This window comes from Granulicella sp. S190, from assembly GCF_009766095.1.
GTDB lineage: Bacteria > Acidobacteriota > Terriglobia > Terriglobales > Acidobacteriaceae > Edaphobacter.
The window spans coordinates 108,135-130,569 of the sequence record NZ_LMUD01000023.1 but is presented as its reverse complement, the minus strand read 5'-3'; the positions used below and the strand labels follow the sequence as shown (position 1 = coordinate 130,569).

The following is a 22,435-nucleotide window of genomic DNA, read 5'->3' as shown; positions in this document are numbered from 1 at the left end:
GCGAACCTGCAAAAAAAGTTCCGCATCTTTAGCAGCCCCCTGCTACGTCCAATACGGATGAGTAGAAAGTGGCAAGCATCGGATATTCCATCGCTCGCGGGCAAACGGGTTCTTATCACCGGAGCAAATAGCGGTATCGGCTACCACGCGGCGCTAAAGCTGGCCCGCAAAGGAGCTCATATTCTGTTTGCGTGCCGTGACCGACAACGAGGAGAAGCTGCGATAGCACGTTTGCAGGCTGATTCGCCTGGCACTCATACGGAGTTGGTGATTCTTGACCTCGCTTCCTTTGCCTCCGTGCGCAGTTTCGCTTCAGCCGAAGTTGGGCGGAATCGCGCCCTTGATCTGTTGATCAACAATGCGGGTGTAATGGCTCCGCGCCAGCGTCTGGAAACGACAGATGGTTTTGAACTACAGGTCGGCACTAATGTGCTCGGCCATTTTGCGCTCACCGCTCTCCTGATGCCCGCGCTCGAACGAGCTGCTGCTGCTGCGTCCGCTGCTGAGAGCGATAGGCCGCGCGTAGTAACCATCGCGTCGATTGCTCATAAGCGCGGGCGCATCAACTTCGATGATCTTCAATCGAAGCGAAACTACTCTCCCATGGGTGCCTACCAGCAATCGAAGCTAGCTAATCTCCTGGTCGCCTTTGAACTCGATCGCCGGCTGCGGGCGGTGCACTCGCCCATTATGAGCGTTGCCGCACATCCGGGTGTTGCCAGCACGAACCTCTTCCAGTCCGGCAAATACTCACCGCTGGAAAAGAGCCTGCGCAATCTCGCGAGCCACGTCATTAGCATTGCGCTCAATACAGACTCCGAGGGAGCCCTACCGACCCTGTATGCCGCCACCTCTCCCGAAGTAACTGACGGTGGCTACTATGGACCGCAAGGGTTTCAGGAGATGCGAGGAGAGAACGTAGGTCCGGCAAGGATAGCTTCGCAGGCGAAAGACACTACCGCTGCCTCCCGTCTATGGGGGATCTGCGAAGAGCTCACGGGAGTCAAGCTTCTTTAGCTTTGCTGTATCCGGAAAAGACGTAGGAAATAAGCAATTAGAGACGCTCTCATTCCTGATGGCCAGACCTCTCGGATCATTTCAGGCCTTAGTGCCACGGGCGTAGGAAGTGCATAGGGTTATGCTGCGATCGAAGCGGCAGTCATCTTTTCTTATGCCGATGGACCTCTGTAGTCCAAATGATTCTAAAGGGGGCTGCGCTGAGTTCCTGCGCAGGGTCGATTCAATTGTTTGACGTCCTATCGACACCAGACGGTAGATGCACCAGTAGCGTTATAATTAAGGAGCGGCCCTTTGAACGGCTGGAATCAACAGAACGGAACACACATTAACGACATTGAAACAGCAATTTTTTACAGCTAAGCTTGGCGATCCGAACGACTCTAAAACTCAACCATCTACCGGTCTTAAAAATCGCCATCTTCAAATGATGGCCCTCGGCGGCGCCATTGGAGCCGGTTTCTTTCTGGGCTCCGGAGCGGCCATCAGGCAGGCAGGCCCGGCACTTCTCCTCGCTTATCTATTGGCCGGCGGCATGATTTATCTCGTCATGCGCGCTCTCGGAGAGTTGACCCTCGCCTATCCTTCCCAAGGATCCTTCGCCACCTATACTACCCGCTTCATTGGTCCTCTCGCCGGCTTCATCACCGGTTGGTCCTACTGGCTGGCCCTTTTGCTGGTCGGTACAGCTGAAATCACAGGAATCGGCGTCCTTCTCCACAGCTACTATCCCGGCCTTCCTCAGTGGATTCCCGCGCTCTGTGCCACGATGATGCTCTACGCCATCAACATGCGTACCCCGCGATCCTTCGGCGAATCGGAGTACTGGCTCTCTCTCCTTAAGGTCATCACGATCATCCTTGTGCTTCTGTGCGGGGCATCGGTCCTGATCTTCAAAGTTGGCAGCGCAGGCTCCCAGGCGCATGTCGGAAATCTCTGGCAACACGGAGGCATCCTGCCTGCCGGCTTCTCCGGCCTGCTCGCAGCCCTGCCGCTCGTCATCTTCTCCTTCGGGGGAACGGAGATCATCGGGTTCGCCGCGGCGGAGACCGAACAGCCCGAGCGCACGGTGCCGCGAGCCATCAACGGCGTCTTCTTCCGGATCAACCTGTTCTACGTCGGCTCTCTCGCCATCGTGATGATGCTCTACCCCTGGAATACCCTCGAACCCAAGGGAAGCCCCTTTGTACTCCTTCTCAGCCAGGCAGGCTTTAAGATGGCGGCAGGCGCAGTGACCTTTGTGGCCGTCAGCGCTTTCTTCTCTGCAAGCAACGCCGCACTGTATGGAAGCAGCAGAACCCTCCGCGCCTTGGCCTCGGTCGACGATGCGCCCAAGGCTTTGCAAACGCTGAACCTGCGAAACATTCCCTATCTCGCGGTTACCCTCTCCGGCGCCTTCCTGATGGCCGGGGTCGTGTTAAATTATCTGATTCCCGATAAGATCTTTAGTTATCTGCTCTCGGCTGTAGCCTGGATCGTTCTGTGGGTATGGACTTCCATCATGTTGAGTCACTTCAACTACTGGAAGAGCCGTTACGATGTCTTGACTCCACAAGTTAAATTCAAACTGCCCGGCGCTCCCTACACCAACTGGGGAATTATCCTCGCAATCGCTGTGATCGCCGTGATGATCGCAGCAAATTCTACGACACGAACGACCTTCTACATCATCACATTGTGGTTGGTCATTTTGGTTGCGGCATTCTACGCGAAGAGCTCCGCGAAGCCCGCAACGACTCAAGGAAACTAAATGCTGTCCACCGTAAAAACAAGAAACCCTCTCGATCTCGCCGGTAAAGACTTAACCACGATGATGGCGGAGATCATCCCCGAACTCGCTGCGTTTCTCGATCGCCTTCCCGATTCCGGAGTGGCCTTTCCTCCCGACGCCACCACCTTCATCAACAAGAACGCCGCAGTAACGCTTCAACCTCCTCCGGAGCACGGCCGGCCCCTTCGCGAGCTGCTCGATATAATTGTGCAGGCAGCCGAAAACGATACGAATACGGCTGGCGGCGGAGCGCTCGCGTTTATCCCGGGAAGCGGCCTCGTCTCTTCCGCAGCCGCGGATCTCATCTCTGGCATATTCAACCGATACACCTCCGTAAGCGCGGCATCCCCTGCCATGGTCGCCCTGGAGGCAGAGGTGCTTCGATGGGTTGCTTCTCTGATGGGGCTCCCTGAGACCTCAGGAGGCTTCTTGACCTCCGGAGCCTCGATGGCGATCTTCTCTGCCGTCGTCTGCGCTCGAAACGCTCGCCTCCCCGAGAACTTCCTCGACGGTGTCGTGTACACCACGGACCAGACGCATGCCTGCCTCTCGAAGGAGATGCGTCTGGCAGGCTTTCCCGCCAGAGCGCTTCATTTCGTTCCCACGGATGAACATCTGCGCATGAATGTAGAAGCCTTGCGTGACATGATCGCTCAGGATCGCAAAGCGGGGCTCATTCCCTTCTGCGTAGCCGCGAACGCGGGAACCACCAACGTCGGAACCATCGATCCACTCCTGGAGATCGCCACAGTAGCGAAAGAGGAACAACTCTGGTTCCATGTCGATGGTGCCTATGGCGGATTTTTCCAGCTTACGGAACGTGGGAAAGAACGTCTTGCGGGAATCGAGTACGCCGACTCGCTCGTCGTTGACTTCCATAAGAGCATGTTTCTCCCCTTCGGGACGGGATGTTTGCTGGTGCGGGATAGAACCATTCTTTCCAGGGCGCACTCTGGCGTGGAGGCGTTTTGCCTTCGCGACGTGCCATGCCCTGATCCGAGTGATGCGCTCCTGCCCGAGTTTCGCGACATGAGCCCCGAGCTGACACGGCCCAACCGCGGTCTGCGCGTGTGGTTGCCACTTCATCTACACGGCATTTCGCCATTTCGCGATGCTCTCAATGAGAAGCTCGATCTTACGGAACATGCCTATAACGAGTTGCAGAAGATGCCTCAGATTAGTGTTCTGCCTGATCCTGATCTGTCAATCGTCGGATTTTACTGTCGCACTGAAAGCGGAAACACGATGGACGACGACATCGCGACAGAGGAGTTAGTGAAATATGCCAACGGAACCGGGCGTGTCCACCTCTCCACGACGCGCGTCCATGAACGGACAGTCGCACGGATTGCCATCCTGAACGTCAGAACGACCGCGGCGATCGTGGATGAAACGCTCAGGATTATTGGAACGTATCTGGAAGAGAACGTGCCAGCCGCGCAAGAGGCTCTGGCGTAGAGCGGAAGAGCAATCTCGTCAACCTTCAGGTGTCCCTGGACTCCATCAGATTGGGGTGCTCGCTGTCTGCGTTGCCGTGGCATTCCGGCTTCGAATTTGCCGTGCGGGTGGACCGAGGCCTTATCGCTCCTTCACCTTCGTGCACCTTCTTTTTGAAAGACGACCGCTCCGGTGTCTCCCGGATATCACTCAGGGGACGAGTCGAAGCTGTCGTAAATGGATGGGCTTGTGTCTGCCCGGCTATCGCAATTGCCGCGATAGCTCGGTAATCTTTCTCTATGTCCTCATTTTGCCACTCTGAATACTGTTCTATGGCGGGCGTTCTCTGTTTCGCACTGCATCTTCGTAAGGTATATCGAGAAATTATCGTGCTCACATCTCCGCGCCTGCGCACTGCTGCACTGTTATTTTTCATCTCCCCACTTTGCTTCGCGCAGACAGTGCACTCCTTCCGCACTACAGCCGATCTGTCTGAGGCACTCAAACAGCAGCCCACTGTCGCATTCTCTCGGCAGACGCCCGTTACATCGCTCATCATTGAAGTCGACGACAAACAGCGCTTCCAGACCATGGACGGCTTTGGCGTCTCCATGGTCGAAGGCTCCGCGTGGCTGCTGCACGATCGCATCGCCCGCGACGAGCCAGCAGATCATGACACGCCTCTTCGATCCCCGTCGCGGTATCGGCCTGAGCTTTGTGCGACTGCCGATCGGCTCCACCGATCTCCCTCGCGACCAATATAGCTACGACGACCTTCCAGCAGGCCAGCAAGACCCCGATCTTCAACACTTCTCCACGGCGCACGACGACGCCTCAGTCTTCCCCATCATGCGCGATTCTCTCAAACTCAACCCCTCAATTACCGTAATGGCTACACCCTGGAACGCACCGGCATGGATGAAGACGAATGACTCAATGACAGGAGGCTCTCTTCGTGAAGAGTCCATGTCCGTCTTTGCACATTACCTTCTCCGCTCTCTTGAAAGCTTCAAAAAGAATGGTATTCCCGTGAAGCATCTTTCGGTTCAGAACGAACCACTCCACGAGACCAAGGACTTTCCTGGGAGCCTGATGCTCGCTGATCAGCAGAAGCGTTTCATCGGTAGCTATCTCGGCCCAGGTATGCGCGTGGCCGGCTTAGATACCGAGGTGCTGGCCTATGACCACAACTGGGATCATCCCGAATATCCGCTCGAAATTCTTTCTGACTCTTCCGCCGGCCCCTTTGTTGCCGGGTCCGCGATGCATTGCTACGGCGGTGATCCCAGCGCACAATCTGTGATCCATGAAAATTTCCTAGCAAAGGCATCTGGATGACAGAGTGTTCGGGCGGGACCTGGCAAAAGGAGAGCCCACTTGCCGTCACTACCCATCTGCTTATCGATAGCATACGTAACTGGGCCGAGGCAGTTTCACTATGGGGAGTAATTCTTGACAGCGATCATAACCCTCACGCCGGTGGCTGCGGGACTTGCCGCGGCCTCGTAACAGTCAACTTCAAGGAACAGCCCCCGACGATCACTTACACCGGCGACTTCTACGCTTTAGCTCAGGCCAGCAAGTTCGTTCACCTGGGAGCTGTCCACATCCATTTCTCCTCACTCGGCCGTCAAAGCCTCGAGAGTGTGGCGTTCCAAAATACTGATGACTCCATTGTCCTGCTTGTCTTTAACAATCGTTCCGACACAACAGATTTCGCTGTAACTTGGAACGGCAAATCCTTTTATATGCCGCTTCCCGCGCAGTCCCTCGCCACTTATATTTGGCCACGCGGACACGAACCGAAGGCATAATCATCATCGAAGGCAGCGACAGGTCCCCAACGGTGGCGAAGCCGGCCAGAGCTTGGACGACTTCGTGGTTTGATCTGTGGGGCGAGCCATCGCCCAGGGAGATCGGGGATCGGGCAATTTAGAGCGCACGCCCCGTGTCGAACCTACGCAAAGCTTCACGGTGATCTTCCTCTTACTTTAGGCGACCCGAGTGTCAAAAACTACGATAATTCGGTACTGAACAACGCTGGATTGTAACTGTAACCATATTGAGTGGGCACCCTCTCGGGTGCCTTTACTCTATCTAGTGTGTCGAAGAGACAAAGAGGCGCTTGGGCACGATTGCGTGAACGCCAACGTTCCCATCGACCAACTCCGTGATATCGAAGTCAACCGCAGTGCTGGACAGCATGTAGGCTTCATCGCGGCTAAGGTGTTTTTCGGTCGTGAGAAAGGTGATGGTGTTCCTGACGGCCATTTTCGTGGCTTGCACGAGATCGGGGCTGAAGCCCATAAGGATATAGCTGGTAGGAGTTTCGGCCATTGGCCAATCGAGATGGCGGTCTTTATGAACAACCAGTTTGAATGTGCCTGAGAGAAATGTTTCAAGAGCTGTAATGTCGACTTCGCCGTTTCCCTGACCGGCGTGGCCGTCTCCGACTTCGAAGAGAGCCCCCTTCGCATGCACGGGGATGAAGAGGATCGTCCCGGCGACGAGCTCTTTGTTGTCCATGTTGCCGGCGTGTTCGCCGGGCGGAGCGCTGTCAATTCTGCCTGCGGCTGGAGGCGGTGCAATGCCCATACTGCCGAAGAACGGGCGGAGAGGAATTTCAATTCCTTTGGCAAAGTTCGCGACGTTACGGTCAAGATCCAGCGGAACGATCTTGTAACTGCTATACGGGAAGTCTTCCGGGAGGAAGCCGCTCTTGGGACCGAAGACATTACAGGCGTATGGAGTGTCGATGGTGATGCTTTGGATCTGCACCTCGAGAACATCGCCGGGCTCAGCTTCCTCAATTGCGACTGGTCCGGTGAGAATGTGGCCTCCGGGTCCACGATCCTTAACCTCCTGATAGATGTCTTTGTAGTACTGCGGGACGTCCTGCTCTTTGACCCCCGCCTTGATCAGCTCTGACGGCGGTCCGCAGGACGACACTGTCTGCATATGGACAGTGTCGCCGGAGTGGACCGTGAGGATGGGATGGGCCTGAGACCAGTAGTACCCCCACACCACCGTGGAAGGTGTCGCCAGCAACTGCTTTACTGGAGACTGGGAGAGCACGGAGCTCGATATCGCGAGAATGCCTACAGCTAGAGGTAAAGCCTTCATTTCGATCTTCCTTTAGAAGCGGGTTGGGTAGGCGCGCTGACTAGAACTGGTACTTCAAGGCGAACTGGATGAGACGAGGAGCAACGGAGCTGCTAGTAATCGTCCCGAAGCTGCCTGGTCCGAGAGCAGTTGCCGGATCAGAATATTGAGCGTGGTTGAAGGCGTTGAAGAACTCGGCCCGGAATTCGATCTTGCGCTGCTCTGCAGGAGCGAAGATTCCAAAGTCGCGCGAGATGGTGAGATCGGTGTTGTCCTGGCTGGGGCCGCGCACGGTTCCGACACTGCTGTTGCCGTATCCGAGACCGTCACCTATGACGGGCAGCGCGCATCCGGTTTGAGAGTCAGCGAATGCGCTGGTGTTGAAGTAGTTGGTAAGGCGGCTGGTGACGCTGCCTCGAGTTTGAATATTGGCTGCGCTCATCCCGGGGCAGAGTTGTGCACGGGCCGAGCTAACTGAGCCGAAGATGGAGCCCAGGGTGGAGTCTGTGATGGTCAGAGCATCGCCGGCCTGGATGGTCGTTACTCCCGAGACGGCCCAACCGTTAACCACCTGACGAGTGACGAGATTCGAGTTGCGCAACTTTGGAAGCTCCCAGCGATAGGCGACGACGAGGCGCTGGGGACGGTTGAATGCCGCAGGTCCAAACCGCTGATGACGATCGTTCGAATCATTGCTGTCGCCACTGCCGCCGGTAAAGACAGCGTTCGTGCCGAGGCCCTGAACATCGGTGAGTGCCTTGCTCCATGTGTACGAACCTTGCACGAGGATGCCGCGACTGAGTTGGCGACGGATGCTCATTTGAAGACTGTTGTACATCGAGAAGCCATAGGACTCGATGCGGTCCAGGCCGCCCGGCGAGAAGCCAAGGTAAGGAACACGCTGCGAAACGTTGGCGATGGTATTCGTTGTTACACCGTTGATGGGTGCATCCGGACTGGCGAAGAGTGCTTCGTTGATGTTGCGGCTCTCAAGCAGGCGGGTGCTACGCGTACCGACATAGGCGATGTCGAAGACTGTCGAAGGGGACAGCTGTTGCTGAACGTCGATGTTGTACTGTTGCGTCATCGGAGAGTCGTAGTTCTGAGCGATGATCGTCGCAGCGTTCTGCGAGGTAGGAGTGCGTAGGGGGAAGGATCCCGGGGTTGGTTGAGGGTTGAATGGGTTCTCGAAGGTCGCAGCCGCATTCCCCCCGCCGACGAGGGTAGAAAACCCTACGAAGGGCGGGGCTGTGAGCACCTGAAGAGTCGCGTTGCCGTTGGGACGAGTGTAGTAGACGCCATATCCGCCACGCACCGAGGTTTTTCCGTCTGCGTAGGGCAGCCAGGCAAATCCAACGCGAGGGCCGAAGTTATGCAGAGGAAGATCATCATTCGTGACGGTGTTACCGCCGAGGCGAGTTACTCCCGTGGGGACTCCTCCGACGAAGTTGTTCGGCACGACCCATCCAGCAAAATCTCCTGCCGCAGTAAGGTTCGCATTGGGAGTGAGCAGGCTCGGGATCACGCTGCTCAACCGTCCGCCCGACTCTCCGATGTTGCTGTTCAGCTCCCAGCGAAGTCCTGCGTTGAGAGTAAGCCGCGACGAGATCTTGTAGTCATCCTGAACGAAGACAGACATGTCGTAGGCAGTAAAGTTCTTCGAGATGTCGCCTGCAATGCCCTCACTGAGAAAAAGGTTACTCTGGCTGCTTCCGTTTTGTGCCGCGCTCATGCCAAGTAGAAAGTCAGGGAAGGATAGGAATTCGAGGTAGCCCCGGCGCGGACCTGGATCGTGGAAGTTGAACTGTTGCCGCTCGTAGTCGAAGCCTGCTCGAATCGTGTGCTTCCCATGGTTCCAGGAGACTTGGTCCGATCCTTCGTATGTGTTGACGGCAGAGTTGGAAAAGTCATTGAAACCGCCACCAAGACTGAACAATCCCTGAATGGAGATGATTGGCAGGAGAGGAAAGTCAGGGTCGCTAGGGGTGAGCCCAAGTGACGCATCTGTAATGGACGCCTGACTGTTGAGTACGCCGGTGTTACGAATGAGAGCAACAAAGGCTTCGTTGAGAAAGGAGGGGGTGAGCGCAGAGGTTAGCTTTAGCGAGCCCACGTCATTGGTGAACTGGGTTTTGAGGGCAAATCCTGGAGGGCAGCTTGGACTGCAGCTGCTGAATGGATCTGTCTGCGGATCACGGGAGTAGAAGAAGCGCTCGCTCAGGCGATGCTTCGGTGTTAGTTGGTAGTCGAGATTGGCCAGCACCTGGTCTTCTGTGTATCTTCCGGGAATGCTAAAGACCGCTAGATTGGAGCCTGAAGTGGATGTTGTACCTGGCGAGGGAATGAGATAGCTACCGTCGGCGTTCTTCAAGTTCAGGAGATTGAGGGCGACGGGACTGATGTTGGATCCGTCACACGCAACCTGTACGCCACCATTGGCTGTCGATTGACCACAGGATGCTGCGCCAATACTTGCGGCAGTGCGATTGCTGGAAAGGTTTGGAAGATTCAATGAGGCGAGAGAACTGGAGCTTAAACCGTTGACCTGTCGTGTCCCCTGATAGGAGCCGAAGAAGAAAAACTTGTCGCGGAGGATGGGGCCGCCGATGCTGCCGCCGAACTGGTTTTGCTTGAGGTCCGGACGAGGCTTGTCTTGCTGCTTCAAGAAGGTGTCGTTGGCATTGAAGATATTGTTTCTGAGAAACTCCCAGGCAGATCCGTGAAGGCGGTTGGTGCCGGAGCGGGTGACTACTTCCACGTTGGCGCCGGCGTCTCTGCCAAAGCCGGCATCGTAGAGTGTGGTTTGAATGCGAAACTCTTCGATGGCATCCGGACTTGGAATAGGGATTCCGCCCTGTTGAACGAAGTCTCCGCCTCGCCCGCTGCCGAAGTTATTAATGTCTACGCCGTCCATCACAAAATTGTTGCTGATGTTGCTCGCGCCATTCACGTAGACATCGATCGTTCCCCGGCCAAGCTCAGCAGCGTTGTTGACAGCTCCGACGACACCGCCGGAGAGCGTGAGGACCTGGGTGTAGTTGCGGCCCGCAAGCGGAAGCGCCTGGATCGTTGAACCCTGTACGGTCGTTCCCAAAGTTGCGTTATTCGATTGCAGAAGTGCGCCCTGGGCATCCACCTGGACCGTCTCCTGTTGTTGTCCAGTGTCAAGCCTCGTGTTTATCACGCTGGTCTCTGTTACGGTGACCACTACATTCGAAGAAAGCTCTGTCTTGAAACCTGCCGCAGTGTAGCGAAGTTCATAAGCGCCTGGAGGAAGGAGGGAAAAGCGATAGCTTCCATTTTGATCCGTGACAGCAGAGCTTTGTGCGCCGGTGGCCTTTGACTTCGCTATGACGGTTGCGTTCACGATAATCGCATCCGTCGTATCTGTTACACGACCACTGATGGCACCAGTAGTCTGGGTCTGAGCCAAACTGGAGTTTTGGGAGGAGAGGGACAATACAGCGCTAAGGGCGATGAGGGTTAATCTGACAATAGTTTTTGACATGCATACCTCGCTGAATTGTTTTTTTGCCGCAGGTTTCGCTGTATCGCGACGGCCGTTCCGAAAAAAACCGGCACTGGTCTCTCGTCGCATTGATTGCACTGATTGGCGGACTCAAGCAGATTCGGACACGGAAGGAATAACCCGATACTATTCGGCTACAGCGAGCGAAATTGCACGGAACAACTGGAAAACGCATGTAATTCGCGGGTTTTGCAGTTTTTCGTAAAATTCACTTAGTAGATGTACTGAGGGCATCCGTATATCTACGGATCTTGTAATCGACAACCATGGCCAGAATCGCAGATCTTGATTTGGGCCGAATGCTTTTCAGCAGGTCATCATCGATGGGGTATCGCTTGTGAAATGGCAGCCACGCAAGCTGTTGTTTCGGGGACACTTAGAGCGTCCGGAAGCTCGGATGAGTTTGCGGTCTTATCATCGGATCTAGTATTTGATATATTTAGATATCTCCCGTCATTGACATAAAGATGTCGAGCTTCTGTGAAAGCTCTAGCCCAATTTGATCTCATTCTCATCCAGCTTATTTGGCTAGATAGGTAGCTTTAGCTTATTCCGAACCGCCTTATTTATTGCTGACTGCAAGGGGAGGTAACGATGCAAGGAAGCGAGTATCTTCAAGCCCATCTGGGGGCCTCATTTTCTCAAGACGATAGCGGTTGTTCTTCTATTTATCTCCATGCGCTTATAGAAAACAGTCCAATTGCAATCGTCGTACTAGATTCCTTTCATCGCTATGCACTCTGCAACCCTGCATTTCAGCGTCTCTTCAAATACAGCTCAGAAGAGCTCGCCGCCTCAACTCTAGACGATCTCATCAGTACGCCTCGTTTTGCTGAGGAGGCTGCCCGGCTAACCAGGCTTGTGATGCAAGGGACCCACACCCATTGCGTTACTCAGAGACGACAGAAGAACGGCATGATCGTAGACGTTGAAATCTACGGGGTGCCGCTCATCGTGAACGGTCAGGTGATGGGGGTGTACGGACTGTATCAGGACATTACCGAACGCAATAGAAGCGTTCATGCGTCTCGCCATATAGCCGGGAAGATCGACATCATTCAACAGGAAGAGCGGCGACGCATCGCGCGAGATTTACACGACTCCACCTCACAGGAACTGGCTGCCTTGAATTGGAACCTGAACAGGCTGACACGTTTGGTGGAGGGTGGCGAGGAGCCTCTTAGGGAGTTAGTTGAGTATTCGCGGCAGCTTGCTCAGGAGTGTTCGGAGAAGATTCGCAGTGCGTCGTATCTTTTACATCCGCCTTTTCTGTACGAAGCGGATCTGGCATCCGCGATCGAAGACCTTACTCAGGGCTTTCAGGACCGAAGCGGAGTGGACGTGGAACTCTCGCTGTGCGGGGATCTTGGCTCACTGCCGAGCGAAGTAGAAGCGACTCTTTACAGAATTGTGCAAGAGGGGCTTGCTAATACACTCAGACACTCTCACAGCCTACGGGTTCGTGTCTCGCTGCAGTGGCACTCCAACTGGCTCAAGCTGACGATGGCAAACGAAGAGATTGGAGATCATGACAAAGACTCGCCGGGTGTTCCTCGTAGGTCTTCTGGTACGGGGATTGAAGGGATGCGGGAGCGCCTCAACCAACTCGGTGGCGCTCTAGAAGTGCAACATCGGAAGAACGGTCTGACGATTTCGGCCAGCCTGCCCATCGACCTCGAAAGGAGGAGACATTATGACACTCCGCATTTTGATCGCCGACGACCATAAACTGATTCGGAGAGGAATACGCGATCTACTTTCGGTAGAGAGCGACTGGCATGTTATTGGCGAAGCAGCTGACGGGATCGAAGCAATTCGGCTTGCTTGTCAACATAAGCCAGATATCGCGATACTTGACTGCTCGATGCCACGCCTGGATGGTCTTTCGGTATCTTTGGAACTGAATCGCCTTTCTGCTGCAACCCGCGTCATATTCCTCACGATGCATGACTCGGATGCAATTCTTCTGCAATTGCTCGGTAGCGGCGCTTCTGCACTGGTATTTAAGAGCGATGCGGAACAAGACTTAGTCGAAGCAGTCAAGGCGGTCTCACGGGGCCGCTCCTTTTTTTCACAAGATGTTTCACGTCGATTTTCTACGACGGGCCGTATTCAAGATGCGCAGACGCCAATGTCCAGGCTCGCTTCACCTCTTACGCGAAGAGAGGAGGAGATTATTGCGCTGCTTGCGACGGGTATGACTAGTCGTGAAGTAGCGAATGAGCTGAAGATCAGTGTTCGTACTGCGGAGTGTCACCGCATCAATATCAACCGAAAGCTGAATTTCAAATCCATCGCGGATCTGGTTCACTATGCAATGCATCACGATATTGTGGCTAGTCTCAAACTATGACTGAACCTAACCTTCAGGGACGGGCTGAAGCGGTCGGGTGAAATGATGTCGCTCCATGGTCCGTCTGATTGTAAGTAGCTGAAATAAATAGCCAAGAAGAATGGTCGGCCCTGATAGACGATTCGAAATTCTAAGTTTGAATGAGTTCTTGCGACTCATCGAATCTAGCTAGTTATACCTCGTCGACGGTGAACTGTTGCCTTAGGAACAAGTGCAACATCCACAGAACGAAATCGAAGCGCGGCTGCCGCGGCATGACTTATCGAATTGATTCAGAGAAAACGAAGAAGCTATTTAGTCGCTAGTAAGCGACATCACAATCCCAATTTACTCCCCTCTATCAGTCACTCTGATGGATTTCCGCTTGCGTTCTGAAGATCGGCTAGTTGATTGTGATTTGCAACGAGTTCGACGCCGAGGAGCCGGGGTTCGTCGCTACTATGGTTGCAGCAGAGGGACTGGCCAGATCACTTGCCGGTATCGCAACCGTAACATGTGTGGCATCAACGATGGTCGTCGTCCGGTAGGAACCGTTCCAGGTAACCGCAACGCCGGGCGCAAAATTTGAACCGGTTACGGTCAGCAGAACATTGCCCGACCCACTGGAAAGCGTTGCCGAAGAGACAGAGCTTAAGGTCGCAACAGTACCACTACCTATCATCAGTCCAGGAACAATGGCTGCGCCGCGCAGCAGGTAAATATGCCCAGTTGAAGTTAGTACCGCCAAGCCATCCTGTCCCCAGCGAACGATATCCACCTGAGAGTAGCCACTGGTCAAGCCCTCGATGACCGGCATATTGAGCGACATGGTTGTGGTCGGCAGGTAGGTGTTCAGATCGAAGGCAGTAATGCCGTCGGCAGAACTCGAGTAGTAGCTAGATGAGCTGATCGCCGGATAGAAAGCTCGCTGCAAGGACTTGTCCGGCGCGAGAGCCTGTGAGGTGGAGAAGCCGCCACCACTGGCACCGCTCAAGGTAGCTACCTGGGTTGCCGGGACTGTCGCCGGATTAGCAATTCCGCCGCCGTTCGCAAAGGCAAGCCCGCCACTTAGCTTGAAACAGCCGAAGTTATTGAGAGTCGACTCGGTGTATTGCGAGTAGTTGTAGTAGGTGAAGCCCGCAGATGTCACGGTGTAGTGATCCAGCGTAGAGCCGCTCGTGTCCGTGTCGAACGCCAGGAGGTCCGTAGCGTCCAGGAAGGAGATGCAGGAGCCACTGTAGGGGCCACTGGCCTGCCCACGGATCGCTGCCGTCTTATTCGCCGGATCGAAGTCGTAGATCGCATTGCCCGTAAAGGAAGCGATGTCGAGGGCGATGGTGTTTTCTGTGCCCGGCTGCGCTGCAATACCACGTAACGTAATACCGCCGTCAAAACTGGAGTTCGAAGGTATTTGATACGTGTAGTCGGCCTGCCCGGTCAGCATGTTGAAGCGCGCTACGCTCTGACTGCCGGAGAGAATCGTGTACAAGATCTGCCCATCAGAGGTAAGAGCAAGGTTCGTCGGCTGACTTCCGATGGGAACGGCCGCCCCAATCGTCGCAGTATCCGGCTGGATGGCTACGATTGAATTTCCCGTCACAGTGTTTGAGCCGGACCCTACGCTGGCCAGCAGGTTGCGCGAGTATGGGTCGTACACGATGTGATTTAAGCCGACTGTCAGTACGTCGAAGTACGTAAGCGGGACTGGAGCTGATGTGCCTCCGCCGGGCGCAGGCGTCGAAACCGTGACTGGGGCCCATCCCATTGACTTGAAGTTGGAAGCGGGAACAATGGCTGTGAGCTGAGTTGCACTGACGAAGGTCGTCGACAGTGTCGTAGAGCCCAGCATGACCGTCGATCCACTAACAAACCCGGTGCCATTTACTGTCAGGGTAGCGTCCGTAGTTCCAGTCTGGATTGCTGCCGGACTGATCGAGGTCAGCACGGCAGCCGCATTGTAGCTGGCGCCTGTAACGGTAACTGAGCTGGTCGCCGAGTTGTTTGCGTTGTTGCTGTCGGTCGTCGATCCGAACACACTCACTGCCATCGTCGATGTACCAGCCGTGGCCTGCAGCACCGTGAAGGTGACCGACACCGTTGCTCCGCTGGAGATGCTACCAAACGAGCAGGAGACGCCGTTCGTTACGCCGCAACTCCCCTGGTTCGGGACAGCAGATACAACGCTACCCGTCAAAGGACCCTGCGCCGTCACAACGACATCAGTCGCGGTCGAAGGCCCGTTATTGGTGATCTGCGCGGTGTAAGTGGTATTATCGCCTGTCGCGGTTGAACCACCCGATGTCAGCGTTACTCCCAGATCCGCCACTGTCGATCCCAGGTCGGCCACCAGATTGGATTGCAGCGTGAAGATGCCAATACCGGTGTGGAAGGCGAGCCCGTTGGCGCCCCACCGCACTAACCTCGAAGGGTAGGAGTTATTGCCCACCAGATAGGGTGCGTTGACTGGAATTGCGGGTCTTGGTGATGTGTAGTCGTTCAGGTTGAAGATCTGAATCTGGTTATACCCGCTGTAGCCCTGCCCCATAGAATTGTCGAGGGTAAAGATCTTTCCCTGCGTCGCATCCGCAATGGTTGGGCCCTGCGCGATCGTCTGGCCGGTAGCGTAGAGTGTACCGAGCAGTGCTCCGGCTTCGGCGTCATACACCTGCCCGAAGTCGGTATATATCTTTCCCGACAATAACTGCATCTCATCCTGCGAGCTCGACGCGGGACTGATATTGGTCAGCGCCACCTTCTGCGTCAGTCCGCTGCTGGCATAGGTGTAAGTATCGTATGCACCCGACCCGCCCGCATAGATCTCGCTTCTGCTCTGATCTATTTGAATCGCATTAATCTCGTTATCATAGATCGTATTTTGAGCTGCATTAGGACGCATCACACCGCTGTCGAAGATCGCGAGACCGACATTGGAGATCAGATTCGAGTTACTTAGCGCGACGACAACAGAGTCAGTAGCTCCCGGCAAAGCGGCCAGAGCCTGGGGCTTTGCGGGCGAATCATAAATTCCCCCGTTTACTGCTGGAAGGCTGAACTGCAGCCCCGCCGTGTTCGCAGTTAGATCGACCTTTCGCACTGACGAAGCGCCGTCCAGGCCCACCCACAGGTAGCTTCCATCCGCAGTCAAAGCAAGCTTGTCCGGCTCACTTCCGACAAAGATCGGCATTCCGATCGCCCCCGTCGCAGGGTTTACAGAGATAACGGAGTTGCCCATCGGCGCGCCCACAGACCCGGGGATGGATGCGTAGATCATTCCGTCTGCCGGGTTGTAGATCATGCTGTTGCTGACGAGGGGAATGTAAGTGGAAAAGGTTTGGGCGGTGCTTGTCCCGCCGCCTGGTGCAGGGGTAGTCACCGTAATCGAGTAGCTTCCCGGAGCTGCCACTAGGCTGGCCGGGACGTTGGCCGACAGGGATGTTGACGAGTTGTATGTCGTCGTTAGTGGTGTTCCGCTGAAGTTCACCACGCTCGTTGAAGCGAATCCAGTTCCTAATGCTGTCACTTGGAAAGCGGTATTCATCGCGCCGTATCCCGGGGTCGTCGAAGTGAGTGTCGGAACCGGCGGATTCGTGATCGTTACTGAGAGTGCATTCGAGGTTGGGGTGGGGGCAGCTGGATTCTCCACGGTGACGCTGGCCGTACCTGGGGAAGCCAGAAGGGCTGCCGGCACTGCTGCTGAAAGATACGCACCATACCCCCCTGCTTGATAACTTGTCACCAATGAAGCGCCATTCCACTGCACGACGGAGCTAAAGTCGAAGTTTGTTCCAGAGAGCTTGAGGTTGCTGTCACCTGCGCCAGTGATGAAGCTGGCTGGATTTACGGCAGTCAGCGTCGGAGTCAATGAAGCAGCCGTGGCGACCGTAAGGCTCACGGCATTCGAGGTGCCCCCCGCATTGACCACAGTGATCGCCAGTTTGCCGGCCGCAGCCTGCTCTGCCGCCGAGAGCTGAAACGTCAGTTGGCTGCCACTGATCACCGTCGCGGCGTGGCCTGTGGTACCAACCATCACCGTGGACCCGGCAGCAAAGTTTGTTCCCGCAACCGTAACGGTCGTCGGCGTGTTGGTTCCGGCTGCCACACTGGAAGGAGAGATCGCCGTGATCGTCGGTGCTGGGTTGTTCACCGGAACCGAAGCCGCGGACGAGGTGCCTCCACCCGGCGCATTGTTGACTGCCGTAATCGAAAGCGCACCACCGGCGGCAACGTCCGCTGCGGTAAGCGGCACGTTGACATGGGTGCTGCTCACGAATGCCGTCGTCCGCGCGGCGCCATTGACTTGGATCGTTGTCGTCGGTACAAAACCGGTACCACTGATGGAGAGGGTCGCTGCGTTGCCTACTAGTAGCGAAGACGGCGAGAAGCTGGCGATCACAGGGGCGGGATTGTCTACCTCGAGACTGACTGTGTCACTACTCGGGCTGCTTGTCGAACCATTCGATACGACGATCGAAAGATTTGCGCCGGACGCAAGTTGACTGGCAGGAACCGAAGCGGTCAACTGTGTGGCGCTCACATACGTAGTCGTCTCCGACACCCCGTTAACCTTAACGGTTGAGCCAGACGTAAAATTTGTTCCAGTGATAGTTACAATGGTGACGCCGGCGCCCGCAGTCAGCTTCGTGGGCGAGATCGAGGTCACCGCAGGAGCAGGCTGAGTCGTTGTGCCTCCACCAGCTCCGGAGCTGTTCCCGCCGCCGGAACAGCCTGAAAGAGAAAACGAACAGAAATAGACACAAATCGTCCAGAGCAAGGGGCCGCTAAAGAATTTCATGAGAAGCCCATCATATCGAAACCGCAATTTTCTGCAAGGGTTTTGCACATTGACATCAGGCTTTGCTTGGCTTGCACCGAGCTTTCCAACCTGGCTTGCGATGGAGTGCCCCAACTCCTTGTAGATGCCGTAAGCTTAATGCCTGCTGATAGCTATCCCTTTGACTTGATTGTGAGAGGAGCCAAGACAGGAACTGGTCAGCCCCCTTGGATTGCTCGCGTGCGTCATATCCATGGCATTCCGCAAACTGCAGGAGACGAACTATTGCTTCTTCTTACATGCAAATTGGCGAGCGCCCCAACATAGAAGCCTAGGTGCATCAATTGCAGCAAAAGGAAGAGTGCCTGCACAACGGAGTGCGAACTCTTAGGCAGGTCGTCTGATGCAGCCAGAACCGGGTCGAGAAATCCACACCGTCGGAATGATCGTTGACTCCTTCAAAACCTGTTCCACTATGCCCACGGCGGAAGCTTGTTCAAACGCAATTCGCTCCACAGGAGCTACGAAACGATAGCCGCGACGGGCTAGCGTTTCAGCAAATCTCGGATTGCTCACCTTATCCCCAAGAGCTTCGCGGAGGCGATTCACTACCGAGTTCACTCCATGTTCGTAGTTCACAAACGTTCCGTCCGACCACACTCCAAAGCGGACGTATCAGCGAGACTCACACATGTGAAGTTAGAAATAGATTCTGCTGCAAATTACTCAAAATAGGAGAACAAATGAATGGTCGGGACGACTAGATTCGAACTAGCGACCTCACCCACCCCAAGGGTGCGCTCTACCAGGCTGAGCCACGTCCCGACTATTGTTTGCACGTCAGCCCGGGTGGGTGACGGCGGGGTATATTGCAGACCTAAGTGTACACGATTGGTCAGACTTTTGCGGCTACTCGCACGCTGATGCATTAGGTGGTAGGAGCCACAAACTCCTTTGGCAAGGAGCCGCCTTCCCCAAAGAAGAACTCATTCATCTGTTCAACCAGAAACTCTTGCGCCTCGCGGGTCCATGGTTGCAGGCGGTACTCGTTCAGGAGCATTTTCTGCCTCTCCACCCACTCACCCCACGACTTTTTTGAGACATTCTTGAAGATCTTCTGGCCAAAGTCTGAATCGAACGGCGGTTCGTCCAGCCCCTCCATCTCTGCCTTGAGTCTTGTGTCGAAAACCATATGCGCCATAGCTAGAACTCCTTTGAAGCTTTCATTTTACGATGCGCACCGCAATTTCACTGCATCCGCCCGAATGGCAATGCATCCAACCCTGCTATGACCGTTGCCTACGACATAGCGACCACAGCCATAGTCGGATTGATGGCAGGCAACGAGTTGGCCGTCGCAGTCTTCGTTCATCCGCAGCTGTACAAGGTGGACGACAGGACCCACACCAAAATCGCAGCGCCGTTAGCCAGCATACTCGGCAAAGCGATGCCTCTCTGGTATGGCTTGGCCCTTGTGTTGATCCTCGGCGCTGCTTCCGAGCATCGCCCGATTTCGAGCGGGCCTGGTTTGTTCCTTCTATTGGCAGGCGGACTATGGGCTGTGACCATTCTGTTTACCATCGCCATGCTCGTGCCGATCAACAATCGCATCGCTAAGATCGATCCAGAGCACCCCTATGACTGCTGGCTTCAGGACCGGCGCCGCTGGGACCGGCTGCATCAGGCGAGAGTTGTCCTCTTAATCATGGCTTTTTTGCTCCTACTTACCGGGCTGTTCGGCATCCCCGCAAATGCAACAATCTAACGCCGTTTTCCTTTCGACTTTTTGTTTCGTTCCCGAACCTTCGACTTTGTCTTCTCCTTTTTGCCTGAACGGTTTGGGCTTGAGTGTGGTCTTTCCCCGCTCGCACTAGCAGCCGTCTTTGACTTACGCAGCGATCGGGGCTTCGCATTGTTCTCTTCTGGAATTAAGGCGAACTGCAATCTTCGTTGTTGGCGATCGATGCGATCCAGCAGCACGTGTACCCGTTGCCCCATCTTGAACACCTGTCCATTTCGGGTTCCGACGATTTGCCGGTCCGTATCGCGAAACATGTAGCGATCGTCCTGTAGCGACGTTAGCGGCACCAAGCCCTCAATGAATAGACTATCCAGTTCGACGAAGAAACCGTACTTTGTACATGAAAGAATAATTGCATTGAAGTCTTCACCTACACGGTCCTGCATGAACTTAATCTTCTTCCACTCAATGAGCTCGCGCTCTGCATCGTCGGCCCTTCGCTCTGACTGACTGGACTCTGCAGCAATTGCACCTAGTTCGGCCTCGGGAATTGGCCCCTCCAAGTTCGGACGGCCAGCATCTCGCGCCTGATCTTTGGTGATCCCCTTTTCACCCCAGGGTTGTGGAGCGTCTGACAGAATTGCTGCGCCCTTCGTGTCAGCGCCACTTTGGATAAGTTCGCGCAACAGCCTGTGGACGATCAAATCCGGAAAGCGCCGGATTGGCGAGGTGAAGTGCGTATAGCTCGGACTCGCTAATGCGAAGTGGCCAACGTTCTTCTCACTATATCGGGCTTGTTTCAGTGATCGCAGCATCAGGTACGAAAGGATTCGCTCCTCTGCTTTTCCGGCAATCTTTGCTGTCAACTTTTGATACATCTGCGGCGTTACCGGAATCGACTCCGCAACCTCATGCGTCTTCACCTGACGATCTGTGCCGCGAACATCGCGCCGATCCCCCCTTGTTTGGATCCTTTTAACAGGCAGACTGCTGAAACCCAAGGAATATCCAAACTGGCTTGCGGTCTCTTCAAAATCGACAATCCGTTTTGGATCGGGTACCTCGTGAATTCGATATACACTCGCTACTCTCTGCGACTCGATCCACGTCGCAACGCATTCATTCGCGGACAACATGAACTCTTCGATCAGCCGGTGAGCCCATCCGCGCTGGGATCGAACGATCGCCTCCATGTTGCCGTCCGGATCGAACTGAATCACAGGCTCCGGCAGATCGAAATCAATTGATCCGCGCCGATGTCGCTTTGCATTCAGCTTCAGTGCCAACTCATACATCTGCTCGAACTCCGACACGAGGGTAGAAAACTCTGCCCGCGTCTCGACGTTGCCATCGAGCACTCCCTGGATCTGTGTATAGGTCATTCGTTTTGCGCTGCGAATGATCCCCTCGCACACTTTGTAACCCAGCACTTCGCCACGATAATCAATCTCCATAATGCAGCTAAGCACCAGCCGATCCTCGTCTGGTCGCAGGCTGCACATTCCGCTTGAGAGCTGTGGCGGCAGCATTGGAATAGCGCGGTCAGGAAAATAGACTGATGTTCCGCGAAGACGAGCCTCGAGATCCAACGCCGTTCCCGGCCTTACGTAGTGGCTCACATCTGCAATGTGAACCTGCAGCTCCCAATTGCCATTCGACATCGGTGCCACCAGCACCGCATCGTCAAAGTCTCGCGCTGTTTCGCCATCGATCGTGACAATATTTCGCCCGCGAAAATCAATTCGACGCGCGATTTCACTGTCTTCCAGCAACTCCACCGTTTGTGCCGCGGAAGCTGTCGCTTCGGCCAGCACGTTCGCCGGAAATATATGCGGAAGATGATGTTTGCGAATGATAATTTCAACGTCCACCCCAAATGCATCGGGGGGGCCTAGCACTTCGATGATGCGTCCGCGCGCGGGCCTTCCCGCAGTCGGAAAATCGGTGATCTCCACATCGACGGCAAGTCCTTCGAGGGGCTTGTGCGGATCCAGTTCTTCGGACCAATGAGACTGTTGCGCATGAGCCTCTTCCCCGAGAACGCGATGCGGCGTCTGCTTCAAAGTAGGGGAAATCTCCGCGCCCTCTGGAATCAATATCGCCTGAGTCATCCGCTCATCCAGAGGCGTAATGTAGTTTCCATTGACTAGGGGAAGACTTTCCCCGGGGTTGTTGCCGCCTCGATGTGCTCTTGCATAATGAAAGATCCCTACCACTGTGGGGTTCTTTCGATTCAGCACTCTCGCAACCCTACCCGACCGACGTCCGTCTCTACCCGGAGGTGCCTCGTCTACCAGCACCTCGTCGCCCTGCATTGCACCGTTCAACTCATGGGGTGGAATAAAGAGATCATCGCTTCGGTCTACACTTCCATTGGGTCGCACAAAACCGTAGCCATCGCGATGCAGATCGAGTTTCCCCGCAAGCAGTTTGTCTCGTGTTGGCCGGTGCTCTACTGGCATCTCAACTGCACCGCGCTTTGGCCGCTTCGTCTTCTCTGGTGTAGCTGTTGGCAGGCTCCACTGCTCGCTATCAACCTTCACCAATTCGCCGCGAGCTGTGATTCGGGAAAGCTGCTCGAGCAGCAATCTGCGCTCGCGTCCGCCGCCCATACCAAGCTCGCGAATCAGCTGCTTGTACCCAGCACGGTGCCCGGGTGAGCGCTCAATTAATCGCATCAACTCGCGATCAGTCTGTGGGTAGGGAGTATGTGCCATCGTCTCCGAGCATACAGC

Annotated in this window: 14 protein-coding genes and 1 tRNA gene; 8 read left to right on the top strand and 7 right to left on the bottom strand. The window is 55.2% G+C overall.

The window, feature by feature from the left end; translation table 11 throughout:
- Nucleotides 1-57 precede the first annotated feature (57 nt).
- The 3 genes from GSQ94_RS13870 to GSQ94_RS13860 all read left to right on the top strand — a co-directional run bounded on the left by GSQ94_RS13870 (nucleotide 58) and on the right by GSQ94_RS13860 (nucleotide 4,246).
- The gene (locus tag GSQ94_RS13870) at nucleotides 58-1,017 is read left to right on the top strand and encodes an oxidoreductase (RefSeq protein WP_158944468.1); all 960 of its coding nucleotides are present in this window, start codon (nucleotides 58-60) and stop codon (nucleotides 1,015-1,017) included.
- A 337-nt stretch (nucleotides 1,018-1,354) separates the two neighbouring features.
- Nucleotides 1,355-2,767 carry an amino acid permease gene (locus GSQ94_RS13865; protein ID WP_254063869.1) on the top strand — a complete coding sequence of 471 codons (1,413 nt, stop codon included), beginning with the start codon at nucleotides 1,355-1,357 and terminating at the stop codon, nucleotides 2,765-2,767.
- Nucleotides 2,768-4,246 (top strand): aminotransferase class V-fold PLP-dependent enzyme, encoded by a 1,479-nt coding sequence (locus GSQ94_RS13860; protein ID WP_158944467.1) that lies wholly within the window; start codon nucleotides 2,768-2,770, stop codon nucleotides 4,244-4,246.
- Between the two features lie 404 nt (nucleotides 4,247-4,650).
- Here GSQ94_RS13860 and GSQ94_RS13855 read toward each other — a convergent pair whose 3' ends face one another.
- The gene (locus GSQ94_RS13855; protein WP_158944466.1) at nucleotides 4,651-4,899 is read right to left on the bottom strand and encodes a hypothetical protein; all 249 of its coding nucleotides are present in this window, start codon (nucleotides 4,897-4,899) and stop codon (nucleotides 4,651-4,653) included.
- Between GSQ94_RS13855 and GSQ94_RS13850 the strand changes: the two genes are divergently transcribed.
- A complete protein-coding gene (locus GSQ94_RS13850) occupies nucleotides 4,898-5,563 on the top strand; it encodes a hypothetical protein (protein ID WP_158944465.1) in 666 nt (221 codons plus the stop codon). The two genes, GSQ94_RS13855 and GSQ94_RS13850, sit on opposite strands and share 2 nt — an antisense overlap.
- Entirely contained in the window at nucleotides 5,560-6,039 is a 480-nt protein-coding gene (locus GSQ94_RS13845) for a glycoside hydrolase family 30 beta sandwich domain-containing protein (RefSeq protein WP_158944464.1), read from the top strand. Before GSQ94_RS13850 ends, GSQ94_RS13845 begins: the two co-directional genes overlap by 4 nt.
- A gap of 283 nt (nucleotides 6,040-6,322) precedes the next feature.
- Here GSQ94_RS13845 and GSQ94_RS13840 read toward each other — a convergent pair whose 3' ends face one another.
- Both GSQ94_RS13840 and GSQ94_RS13835 read right to left on the bottom strand, forming a co-directional pair.
- The gene (locus GSQ94_RS13840; RefSeq protein ID WP_158944463.1) at nucleotides 6,323-7,348 is read right to left on the bottom strand and encodes an acetamidase/formamidase family protein; all 1,026 of its coding nucleotides are present in this window, start codon (nucleotides 7,346-7,348) and stop codon (nucleotides 6,323-6,325) included.
- Nucleotides 7,349-7,388: 40 nt separating this feature from the next.
- Nucleotides 7,389-10,835 carry a carboxypeptidase-like regulatory domain-containing protein gene (locus tag GSQ94_RS13835; RefSeq protein WP_158944462.1) on the bottom strand — a complete coding sequence of 1,149 codons (3,447 nt, stop codon included), beginning with the start codon at nucleotides 10,833-10,835 and terminating at the stop codon, nucleotides 7,389-7,391.
- 615 nt (nucleotides 10,836-11,450) lie between these two features.
- Here GSQ94_RS13835 and GSQ94_RS13830 point away from each other — a divergent pair.
- Both GSQ94_RS13830 and GSQ94_RS13825 read left to right on the top strand, forming a co-directional pair.
- The gene (locus GSQ94_RS13830) at nucleotides 11,451-12,584 is read left to right on the top strand and encodes a PAS domain-containing sensor histidine kinase (RefSeq protein WP_158944461.1); all 1,134 of its coding nucleotides are present in this window, start codon (nucleotides 11,451-11,453) and stop codon (nucleotides 12,582-12,584) included.
- Entirely contained in the window at nucleotides 12,550-13,209 is a 660-nt protein-coding gene (locus GSQ94_RS13825) for a response regulator transcription factor (RefSeq protein WP_254063868.1), read from the top strand. Before GSQ94_RS13830 ends, GSQ94_RS13825 begins: the two co-directional genes overlap by 35 nt.
- A gap of 382 nt (nucleotides 13,210-13,591) precedes the next feature.
- On the opposite strand, the gene GSQ94_RS13820 is transcribed toward GSQ94_RS13825, so the two are convergent.
- The 3 genes from GSQ94_RS13820 to GSQ94_RS13810 all read right to left on the bottom strand — a co-directional run bounded on the left by GSQ94_RS13820 (nucleotide 13,592) and on the right by GSQ94_RS13810 (nucleotide 19,160).
- Complete coding sequence (locus GSQ94_RS13820) at nucleotides 13,592-17,980, bottom strand: S-layer family protein (RefSeq protein ID WP_158944460.1); 4,389 nt, start codon at nucleotides 17,978-17,980, stop codon at nucleotides 13,592-13,594.
- A 727-nt stretch (nucleotides 17,981-18,707) separates the two neighbouring features.
- Nucleotides 18,708-18,784, bottom strand: a tRNA-Pro gene (locus tag GSQ94_RS13815).
- Between the two features lie 103 nt (nucleotides 18,785-18,887).
- Nucleotides 18,888-19,160, bottom strand: a complete 273-nt coding sequence (locus tag GSQ94_RS13810) for an oxidative damage protection protein (protein WP_158944459.1) — start codon at nucleotides 19,158-19,160, stop codon at nucleotides 18,888-18,890.
- 87 nt (nucleotides 19,161-19,247) lie between these two features.
- On the opposite strand from GSQ94_RS13810, the gene GSQ94_RS13805 reads away from it, so the two are divergent.
- The gene (locus GSQ94_RS13805; RefSeq protein ID WP_158944458.1) at nucleotides 19,248-19,724 is read left to right on the top strand and encodes an anthrone oxygenase family protein; all 477 of its coding nucleotides are present in this window, start codon (nucleotides 19,248-19,250) and stop codon (nucleotides 19,722-19,724) included.
- On the opposite strand, the gene GSQ94_RS13800 is transcribed toward GSQ94_RS13805, so the two are convergent.
- Nucleotides 19,721-22,417, bottom strand: a complete 2,697-nt coding sequence (locus tag GSQ94_RS13800; RefSeq protein WP_158944457.1) for a ribonuclease R family protein — start codon at nucleotides 22,415-22,417, stop codon at nucleotides 19,721-19,723. The two genes, GSQ94_RS13805 and GSQ94_RS13800, sit on opposite strands and share 4 nt — an antisense overlap.
- Between the last annotated feature and the right edge of the window lie 18 nt (nucleotides 22,418-22,435).

Bases quoted from the DNA above. Each gene is read 5' to 3' on its own strand.
- GSQ94_RS13870 (WP_158944468.1), top strand. From the start codon at position 58: ATGAGTAGAAAGTGGCAAGCATCGGATATTCCATCGCTCGCGGGCAAA.
- GSQ94_RS13860 (WP_158944467.1), top strand. From the start codon at position 2,768: ATGCTGTCCACCGTAAAAACAAGAAACCCTCTCGATCTCGCCGGTAAA.
- GSQ94_RS13850 (WP_158944465.1), top strand. From the start codon at position 4,898: ATGACACGCCTCTTCGATCCCCGTCGCGGTATCGGCCTGAGCTTTGTG.
- GSQ94_RS13855 (WP_158944466.1), bottom strand. From the start codon at position 4,899: ATGATCTGCTGGCTCGTCGCGGGCGATGCGATCGTGCAGCAGCCACGC.
- GSQ94_RS13845 (WP_158944464.1), top strand. From the start codon at position 5,560: ATGACAGAGTGTTCGGGCGGGACCTGGCAAAAGGAGAGCCCACTTGCC.
- GSQ94_RS13840 (WP_158944463.1), bottom strand. From the start codon at position 7,348: ATGAAGGCTTTACCTCTAGCTGTAGGCATTCTCGCGATATCGAGCTCC.
- GSQ94_RS13835 (WP_158944462.1), bottom strand. From the start codon at position 10,835: ATGTCAAAAACTATTGTCAGATTAACCCTCATCGCCCTTAGCGCTGTA.
- GSQ94_RS13830 (WP_158944461.1), top strand. From the start codon at position 11,451: ATGCAAGGAAGCGAGTATCTTCAAGCCCATCTGGGGGCCTCATTTTCT.
- GSQ94_RS13825 (WP_254063868.1), top strand. From the start codon at position 12,550: ATGACACTCCGCATTTTGATCGCCGACGACCATAAACTGATTCGGAGA.
- GSQ94_RS13820 (WP_158944460.1), bottom strand. From the start codon at position 17,980: ATGAAATTCTTTAGCGGCCCCTTGCTCTGGACGATTTGTGTCTATTTC.
- GSQ94_RS13810 (WP_158944459.1), bottom strand. From the start codon at position 19,160: ATGGCGCATATGGTTTTCGACACAAGACTCAAGGCAGAGATGGAGGGG.
- GSQ94_RS13805 (WP_158944458.1), top strand. From the start codon at position 19,248: ATGACCGTTGCCTACGACATAGCGACCACAGCCATAGTCGGATTGATG.
- GSQ94_RS13800 (WP_158944457.1), bottom strand. From the start codon at position 22,417: ATGGCACATACTCCCTACCCACAGACTGATCGCGAGTTGATGCGATTA.